This window comes from Collinsella aerofaciens, assembly GCF_040915425.1.
GTDB lineage: Bacteria > Actinomycetota > Coriobacteriia > Coriobacteriales > Coriobacteriaceae > Collinsella > Collinsella aerofaciens_BW.
In genome coordinates, this window is sequence record NZ_JBCPDN010000016.1 from 27,877 (window position 1) to 36,069 (window position 8,193).

Sequence of the window (8,193 nt, forward strand, 5' to 3'; positions counted from 1 at the left end):
CTGTTGGGCTGTGTTCATTTAAGGCGCGTGGCCGTACTCGGGCTATCGTGCCGTTGGCGTTAATAGGTGTATCCGCTTTAATCTATGCAGCCACTAGGGGGCGAATCCATGGACTTGCGGTGCTGACGGGGATACTGTTCACATATATAGTGCTGCGTAGCTGTCCGCAGCGCAAAATGCTCGGGGTATGGATGCTTTGCTTTGGGGCGGCGGCTCCTGTTTGGGCTGTCTTGCTCAACATGGCGCAGGATCTGATGGTTTTCGAGCCGTTGTTCCTTACTTCGTTGCTGGGGCAAAGTTCGGCTGTCAATGTCGTCGTGGCAACGGTGATCGTCTGCTGGTCTGCGCCCATGTTCGTCACGCACATCGCGCTCACCCGCTCGGTTGAGAACGAGAAGGCCGTCTTGGAGTACCGCGCGAACGGGCTTACCGAAGCAGCTCGCGTGCGCCAGCTTGCCCTGCTTGCGTCGCGCTCCCTTTCTGATGTTCAGTCGCAAATTTTGCTGATGACGGCAGAAGGCGCAACGACAAAGACCATTGCGGAGGATGTCGGTTACGCTGCATCTACGGTGCAAGCACTGCGGTCTGCATCTTACCGCCAGTTGAAGATCAAGAATAAAGCGGAGCTTGTTTCATTGTTATCGCAGGTAGATAACGTGTAAACGCCTGAGCGATCAACTCAATAGCGGGTGTTTACAGACATCTTTCTCTATTCATGCAAAGGTTGCCGTGCGTCGACGCATTGTTAACCGCTTTTGATTGGAGAAGGCCATGATTAAGCCAAGGAGCGCTATTGCTCGAATCGGAGTCGGCTTGGCGATTGTTGCGGGCTTGTCGATGGGTGCACCTGCCGCATCATTTGCTCAAGAGGAGTTTGACACTTCCCAGGTTTCTAGCATTTCGCAGAGCGCGGATGCCGGAATTGCCACATGCAAGAACAACGAAGATAGAGATTTCGCTTTTCAATGTTCTGGCACGAGCGCAACCGGCTATCGCCAGAAAGAAGATTCATCTTCAGTCTACATTTGGATCAAAGGCTATTCAGGAAAGCCGTTACGTTTGTACGTGGACGGTGCCTATGACAATAGAGGAACGGGCAATTTGAATTGCACGCAGGGCGTGTATCGCTCCAACCATGAGCGTGAATGGGAGATATACAATCTCGTCCGTGAGAATAAGCGCAGCTATGCTCGTCTGACTGCATGGGCCGAGTCCGGATACGGCACGGTCTATGGAAAGTGGAGCCCCGATTGCTTTGGCCATTTTAACAAACTTCCCTCCTAGCCAATCCGCAGCTTCTTGTTGTGATTAGGGCCGGGCCGAGTGTTGCTGCTCGGCCCGGCCGAAGGGAGGGTGATGTCGCTTGAATAGAAATCTAATGCGGCACGAGTTGTCCAAGATATTTGGCAATCCTATATTTGCGTTGACCCTTATGGTTGCAACTGCAATTTCGATGGCGGCTGCCATTGAGGCATGGTGGACGCTCGAGACTGAGCGCAAGCAGCTGTTATCGCTTGGCTATGGCGTTGGTTTGCAAGCCCAGGCATACCTCGGCCAAACGCGTGAAAGTAGCTTTGGTAACTGGATCGTTGTGAGTGCAAATGCACCGCTATCGGCATCGGTGTTTTTCTATGCGCTGCCGTTGCTTGCCATGCTGGCCGGGTCGTGGTCATGCCTGTCCGAGCGTTTGAGCGGTTACGAGGCGCAGATCTGCACGCGTGTTTCTAGAAATGCATACGTGAACGTGAAGATGCTGTCTGCTTTTCTCTCTGCGTTTGCGGTCACGGCTATTCCGCTACTCGTGAACTTCCTGATTGTCTCAATGCTGTTTCCCGCGTATCTCCCCCGGGTCGATGAATCGACTTACGTCGGGCTCTATCTGCATAGCTATTTTTCTGGTCTGTTTTATTCCCGGCCTCTGTTATATGTGCTGGTTTATACACTGTTCGATGCGGTGACGCTGGGGGCTCTATCCATGGCCGTGACTGGTCTGTCGGTTGTGTTTCGCAGCAGAATCAAGGCGATGGTCGTTCCATATCTGATTATGGTTGCATGGCACTTTGTTAACGATTGGATTTTTAGCGTCCTTTCATGCGTCGGCTTTAACTGCAACATTCTTAACAGCATCAGGTCGGAATCACTAAATAACTGGCCCGACATTCGAGCAGGGTTTGCAGAAATCATTTTGCTGTTCGTCTTTTCTTTGATTTCCGCGAGATTCTTAAAAAGACGCGAGGTGGTCTGATGCTGTTTAGGCTGGTCGCCGCGGACCTGAGGACCGTTTTGAAGAAGAACATCCTTACTTTTATTGCGGTTGCGGCAGTGACCGTTGCGAACTTGGTGTACGCCTACGGCTTGTCTTCTGTGTATGGGGTTCGGACGAATGCCTTGGGGTTTGCTGATAATCTCGCGCTCGTGTTTGCCGGATCCGCTCCGTTTGAGCCTAGGCCCGGGCTCATGTTTGTGCCTCCGTTAGGGTGGCTATTCCTCATTCTGCTTATTCTCTATACAACACTCGATTATCCGACCGAATCGTTGCACGGGCTTGGTTTGCAAGCGCTTGTTCGATGCCGGGCAAGAACCCTTTGGTGGGCCTCGCGTTTTATCTTGGTGGCGGCGGTAACGGCATTTTCGCTGCTCGTGGTGGTTTGCTCTGTTGTGATTTGGAGCTTGGTGGTGAGCTCCTCGTTCAGCGCGGTCATTCATGGCGAGTCGCTTCAGCTGGCTAATTTGGCGCCGTGGTTTCTCAAAGCTGACGAGGCGGATGCGCTGCCGTTTTTCACAGGACTCTTTCTTGCTTTCGAGGCGCTTGCGTTTGCGCAGGCAGTGATTGGCTTTGTACTTGGGCCGTCGGTCTCGTTTGTGGTTTTAACGAGCTACCTGATCTGTTCGGCATTTGCGCGGCATTGGGTGCTGTTAGGCAACGCCCTAATGCTGTTGCGCTGGGGCGGAATTGTCAAAGAGGGAATCGCGACGGGCTCGAGCGTCTTGTTTTCAATTGCGATTATGTCGTTATGCCTATCGTTGGGCGGACTGTGGTTTCGAAGGGCCGACCTTATAGAAAAGGGGGACAAGATATGAGCGTGATCGTTAGGGACGTATCGAAGCGCATGGGCAAAAACGATGTTCTGCGCAACGTGTCCATCGAGGTTGACCCTGGGACTGTGGTTGGGCTTCAGGGGATAAACGGTTCGGGTAAGACCATGCTTATGCGAGTGGTCTGCGGATTGATCAAGCCTACCGAAGGCGAAATCTCTATCGATGGCCAAAGGCTTGGGGCGGACATCTCGTTCCCGCCGAGTCTGGGGATGTTGATCGAGGCGCCTTCCTTTTTGGGATATCTGTCTGGCTACGACAATCTGGAGCTCATCGCTCAGATCAAGGGCGTTGCCACCCCCGAGGACATTCGCTCTGCCCTGCGGCTCGTGGGGCTCGATGCAGACGAAAAAAAGAAGTTCCGAGCATACTCGCTTGGGATGAAGCAACGTCTGGGGATAGCTGCGGCAATTATGGAAAAGCCGAAGCTACTTGTTCTCGATGAGCCAACAAATGCCCTCGACGAAGCGGGCGTTGAAATGCTCAAGCGCGTTGTGGCGATGGCGGCCTCAACGGGTCGCGAGGTTATTCTGTCCAGCCATGACGGAGAGGTGCTCGAGGAGCTGGCCGATCGGGTTTACTGCATGCGCGACGGTGCCGTTGTGGAAGTTCGGGAAAGGTCGTGAGCGCGATGAAGAAGACCCTGTGGACAAGACGGGCGGTGCTTGCTCTTTTCGGCTGTGCTGCTACCGGCCTTGCGGGCATGAGGGTGAGCGTCGTTAACGGGAACCGGACGGTCATTCCTGAGAAATATTATGCGGAGGGCGAATGGCTCTCGATGGATGGGGCGTTTCTGGGTTCGAAGGATGTGGCGACTGACGGGTATTCGTTTTGCATAGACGGGGCAGAGCTGCTCACGCCGCGCGAGTATCTCAAGCGTGCGCATGATGATTATTCAAAATATGGCATCGTGGATACGAAAACGAAATTGAAGGACGCCGACATCACGTGTGTTATCGCCGTAAAGATGCGTGTCAGGAATAAGGACAATGTCGAAGGCGGCATCAAGACGTATGTTTGGCATTTGGTGCCGGAGTCTGCGCCAAACTATGACTTTGTGGTCAATACCGATCTGATAACGCAGGCAATGCCGGCTCTGGGCGGTTCTGCTGCGTTTGCTGTACAGGTTGGGGCGGAGAACGAGTTGCTCGTCCCATTCATGATGCAAAACACCAACGACTATTTCGAAGGTTACGAGACCGTCCGTTTTGAGAAGGCTTTTCCTGGGACTTATACGATGAAGATGACCGATCTGCCAGAGAGAAGGCTCTTAAGGTTTGAAGTGAAGTAACTCGAGAGCTAGGCAAAATGGGTCCATCGGTGGCACTCGCGCTCGATCCCAGGCGCCCTGGCCCGGAATGACGCGGGGCGAGGCGTCTTCGGTGTCGGCTGGCCTACCGCTTCTTCTTGTTCTTCTTCTGCTTGCGCTGCTTGCCCTTGGTCTCCTGGGGTTTGTCGCCCTGTTTGGCTTCGGCGGCGGCCTTTTCTGCCTTCATCTTCTTGCGCTTGGTCTCGATGCGGAGTTTTTTGTTGATGCGTGCCTTAAGGAAGGTGCCAAACTGCTCGGCATCGCCGCGAACAAAGGTGTCCTTAGGGATCGTCACGCCCTGGTCGGCGAACATGGCCACAAAGATGCGCTCGCCGTCGAGCACGTGGTCGAGCTTTTCAAACGGGAAGAACTGCGACTTGCCGCTCTTGCCCCAGACCATCAGGCCGTCCTCGTTGGCGGCTACGCGGCGGTAGCGGCCGCCCATGGACTCGTCTGCCTCGACGGCGTCGATAAAGTCGCGGGCGAGCGTGTGGTGCAGGTTCTTGCTCCACCAGGCCAAAAAGGCGCCGAATACGATCAGGACGACGCCGAACTTGATCCAGTTGCCGCCGGCCACCAACATGCCGATGCCGATGAGCGCGGCAATCGCGGCGGCGACATACAGCGAGCCGCGACGCCTGGGCGAGGCGACCAGGCGGGCGAAGTCGGTGACGAGGTCGTTTTCGTACTGGTACTCGTTGAGGTACAGGATGCCGTCGTCGGCTGCGGCCTGCTCCTCGAGCGCGACCTCGACCTGGTCGGCTGCTTCGGAGGGAACGAGGTTGCTCTCTGCGTCTGCCATGCTCTTTGGACTCCTATCGCGGCGGGCTCGCCGTACGGGTTATTATGGAATGCAGTATGCCGTGCGACCGCATGGCCGCCGCGGCAACAAGACTCAGTATACCCGGGGGAGCACCCATGGAATCGTTGTACCGAAAGTATCGCCCGCTCACCTTCGACTCCGTGGTGGGCCAGCAGCATATCGTCTCGACGCTCGAGCACGCCATCACCGAGGGACGCCTGTCCCATGCGTACCTGTTCTGCGGTCCGCGCGGCACGGGCAAGACCACCATGGCGCGCATCCTGGCTAAGGCGCTGCTGTGCCGCAATGCCGAGGCGGCGCGCGCCGAGGGTGCAGGCGGCTGCATGCCCGACGGTACTTGCGAGGAGTGCGAGCTCATTGCCGAGGGTAACCACCCCGATGTTTACGAGCTCGATGCCGCAAGCCGTACCGGCGTGGACAACGTGCGCGAGGAGATCATCAACTCCGTCAACTTTGCCCCGGTGCGCGGCAAGTACAAGATTTATATCATCGACGAGGTCCACATGCTCACGACGGCGGCGTTCAACGCGCTGCTCAAGACGCTTGAGGAGCCGCCGGCACACGTGATCTTTGTGCTGTGCACCACCGACCCGCAAAAGATTCTGGAGACCATCCTCTCGCGCTGCCAGCGTTTCGATTTCCATCGCATCGGCAACGAGGATATTGAGCATCGCCTGGCATACGTGTGCGAGCAGGAGGGCTTTGATTACGACGACGAGGCGCTGGCTATCGTGGCGCGCCATGCCAAGGGCGGCATGCGCGACGCGTTGTCCACGCTGGAGCAGCTGAGCGTCTTTGGCAACGGTTCTGTGCATGCGGACGATGCCCGCTCGCTTTTGGGCGAGGTTTCGGACAAGATCCTGGGCGAGTTTGCCCGCGCCATCGCCGAGCGTGATGTCGCCGAGCTATATGGGCTTATTCGCGCGCAGGTCGAGGAAGGAAACGACCTGCTGGAGCTGACGCGCGACCTGGTGGCGCACGTGCGCGACGTGTATGTTGCCTGCGTTGCCGGTGCCCGTGCCGAGTTGTTTGAGGGCGGTGCTGAGCAGGCCGAGGCGCTTGCTGCCGAGGCCGCTGCCTTTGGCGAGCATCCTGCCGACCGCCTGGCCCGTGTGCTGACGGTGCTCGACGATGCCGCACTGGAGATGAGGGGCGCGAGCGACGTGCGCCTGGTGCTCGAGATCGCCTGCACGCGTCTGGCACGTCCCGAGGCTGATTTAACGATTGAGGCATTGGCCGAGCGCGTGGCGCGTCTGGAGGCCATGGTTGCCAACGGCGCCGTGCCGGCGAGCGTGGCTGCTGCTCAGGCCGCCGCGCCTGCAGCATCCGTACCCGCTGCTGCCCAACAGCCGACGCTCATTTCGGGCGCCCGCGCTGCCGCTCCGGCGGCATCCGCTGCCCCCGCTGCTACGTCCGCGCGCCAGGGAGGTATGCCTTGGGACCGTGGTGCTGCTGTTCCGACTGCCCAGCCTGCGCCCCGTTCTGCGTCCGTGTCAGCTTCCAAGCCTGCAGCGCCTGCGCCTCAGCCTGCGCCGGCTCTGACGCCTCAGCCCCAGTCCAACAATGCCGCTCAGGTTGCTGCCGCCGGCGCCGCCGAGACCCCCGCGGTCGAGGACGCCGGAGAGCTGCAGCGCAAATGGGCCGAGGTCGTCGAGCGCGTCAAGGCGCGTCAGGCTTCCTACGCAGGACTTTTGCTCAACGCCCGCGCCACGGCCGACGACGGCTCCAGGCTCACGGTCTCGTTCCCCGCGGGTTCGACTTTTGCCATTAAGATGCTCGGTCGCGCCGATACGCAGTCGGTGGTCCTGCCGACGGTTTGCGCGGTCTTCGGTCGTCGTACCGTCGACTATGTCCTGGATGGGGGTGGCACGCCGGCTCCTCAACATGAGGAGCATTCTCCATCTGCACGGGCTGCGGCATCTGCGGACCCGCAACCCGTGTCCTCGGCGGGCCCTGTATCCTCGAGCGCCAGCGCGCCGCAGCAGCAAGCGGCGCCGGTAGCGGCATCGACCCCGTCGGCGCCTAAGCCCGCGGCGCCCAAACCGGCTGCTCCGACACCCGCGCCCAAGCCCGTCTCGCCCGCGCCCAAGTCGTCTGACCTGGGCAAAGCCCCCTGGCTACGTTCCGACAACCCCGCCGGCGCTCCTGCCACGGGTAAGCTCCCGACCGAGCCCGCACCCCGTGCGCCCGAGCGCTCGGCTGCTCCCAAGGCCCAACCTGTCGCGCGGTCCGCGCCGTGGGAATCCGAGCAGGTGCCCTACGACGACGCTATGGTCGGCGGCTTCGCTGGCGATGCGAGCGGGGACGATCTGCCTCCGTTCGACGTGCCGGGTGCGACGCCCGCGCCCAAGTCCGCTGTAACTGCCCCCAAAGAGGAGGACGCTCCTGCAGCTCCCTGGGAGTCCAACCCCGGCGCCGGCAGCCCCTTCGGCCACCAGGGCGCAGCCCCGAGCATCCCGCAGACCGAGGACGAGGCCAAGGCCCTCATCCGCAGCGTCTTCGGCCAGTCCACCATCTTCAAGCCGGTGGAGTAACCGTGCGGGCGGGTATGCTGCTCAAGAAGAGATCTCTTTGCCCGGGCGCATCTGTATTTCGGACATGTGCAACGTGGTGCCGCGTATGTCGCATTTGAGCAGACAGGTGCGTGACGGTCGGCCTAGGATGCTGAGGTCGATACGATACGTCGCATGGCTGTCCGTGTACTCGACTTGCTCGGCGTTAATGGTTGCTCCGATTGCCAAATAAACGCCTAGCTCGGCATCGACAATCTTGAAGTCCTTTATCTTGACCTTGAACTCTTGATAGAGGGACGGGCTGTTGTAGTAGACGGTTCGGGTTCCGTCGGTGCACTCATCGGTCGTCTCCCATTTGACGACGGGCTGGTCCGAGCTGGCTATCAGCAGTTCTGCTCCAAAAGCTATGGCATGGGTGATGACAACCAGCAATGCCCAGCCGACAAAGAGAT

At 58.7% G+C, this 8,193-nt stretch carries 9 protein-coding genes; 7 read left to right on the forward strand and 2 right to left on the reverse strand.

The window, feature by feature from the left end:
• The 6 genes from AB5164_RS03675 to AB5164_RS03700 form a co-directional block, all read left to right on the forward strand.
• The coding region (locus AB5164_RS03675) for a helix-turn-helix transcriptional regulator (RefSeq protein ID WP_368147810.1) at nt 1–662 on the forward strand (662 nt) is incomplete at its 5' end.
• 109 nt (nt 663–771) lie between these two features.
• Nucleotides 772–1,284, forward strand: coding sequence for a DUF2712 domain-containing protein (locus AB5164_RS03680; RefSeq protein WP_117778762.1), 513 nt, complete (start codon nt 772–774; stop codon nt 1,282–1,284).
• A gap of 79 nt (nt 1,285–1,363) precedes the next feature.
• The gene (locus AB5164_RS03685) at nt 1,364–2,245 is read left to right on the forward strand and encodes a hypothetical protein (RefSeq protein ID WP_368147811.1); all 882 of its coding nucleotides are present in this window, start codon (nt 1,364–1,366) and stop codon (nt 2,243–2,245) included.
• Nucleotides 2,246–2,283: 38 nt separating this feature from the next.
• Nucleotides 2,284–3,081 carry a DUF2705 family protein gene (locus AB5164_RS03690; RefSeq protein ID WP_368143083.1) on the forward strand — a complete coding sequence of 266 codons (798 nt, stop codon included), beginning with the start codon at nt 2,284–2,286 and terminating at the stop codon, nt 3,079–3,081.
• Nucleotides 3,078–3,722 carry an ATP-binding cassette domain-containing protein gene (locus AB5164_RS03695; RefSeq protein WP_368143082.1) on the forward strand — a complete coding sequence of 215 codons (645 nt, stop codon included), beginning with the start codon at nt 3,078–3,080 and terminating at the stop codon, nt 3,720–3,722. Before AB5164_RS03690 ends, AB5164_RS03695 begins: the two co-directional genes overlap by 4 nt.
• A 5-nt stretch (nt 3,723–3,727) precedes the next feature.
• Nucleotides 3,728–4,387, forward strand: coding sequence for a DUF5028 domain-containing protein (locus AB5164_RS03700; protein ID WP_195362227.1), 660 nt, complete (start codon nt 3,728–3,730; stop codon nt 4,385–4,387).
• 103 nt (nt 4,388–4,490) lie between these two features.
• Here AB5164_RS03700 and AB5164_RS03705 read toward each other — a convergent pair whose 3' ends face one another.
• Complete coding sequence (locus AB5164_RS03705; RefSeq protein WP_158556940.1) at nt 4,491–5,207, reverse strand: hypothetical protein; 717 nt, start codon at nt 5,205–5,207, stop codon at nt 4,491–4,493.
• A 116-nt stretch (nt 5,208–5,323) separates the two neighbouring features.
• Between AB5164_RS03705 and dnaX the strand changes: the two genes are divergently transcribed.
• Nucleotides 5,324–7,762, forward strand: coding sequence for a DNA polymerase III subunit gamma/tau (gene dnaX / locus AB5164_RS03710; protein WP_368147813.1), 2,439 nt, complete (start codon nt 5,324–5,326; stop codon nt 7,760–7,762).
• Between the two features lie 21 nt (nt 7,763–7,783).
• Here dnaX and AB5164_RS03715 read toward each other — a convergent pair.
• On the reverse strand, nt 7,784–8,193 hold a 410-nt coding region (locus tag AB5164_RS03715), incomplete at its 5' end, for a hypothetical protein (RefSeq protein ID WP_368147815.1).

Excerpts from the sequence above, each read along its gene's own strand:
- AB5164_RS03680 (WP_117778762.1), top strand. The coding sequence starts at position 772 with ATGATTAAGCCAAGGAGCGCTATTGCTCGAATCGGAGTCGGCTTGGCG.
- AB5164_RS03705 (WP_158556940.1), bottom strand. The coding sequence starts at position 5,207 with ATGGCAGACGCAGAGAGCAACCTCGTTCCCTCCGAAGCAGCCGACCAG.
- AB5164_RS03695 (WP_368143082.1), top strand. The coding sequence starts at position 3,078 with ATGAGCGTGATCGTTAGGGACGTATCGAAGCGCATGGGCAAAAACGAT.
- AB5164_RS03700 (WP_195362227.1), top strand. The coding sequence starts at position 3,728 with ATGAAGAAGACCCTGTGGACAAGACGGGCGGTGCTTGCTCTTTTCGGC.
- dnaX (WP_368147813.1), top strand. The coding sequence starts at position 5,324 with ATGGAATCGTTGTACCGAAAGTATCGCCCGCTCACCTTCGACTCCGTG.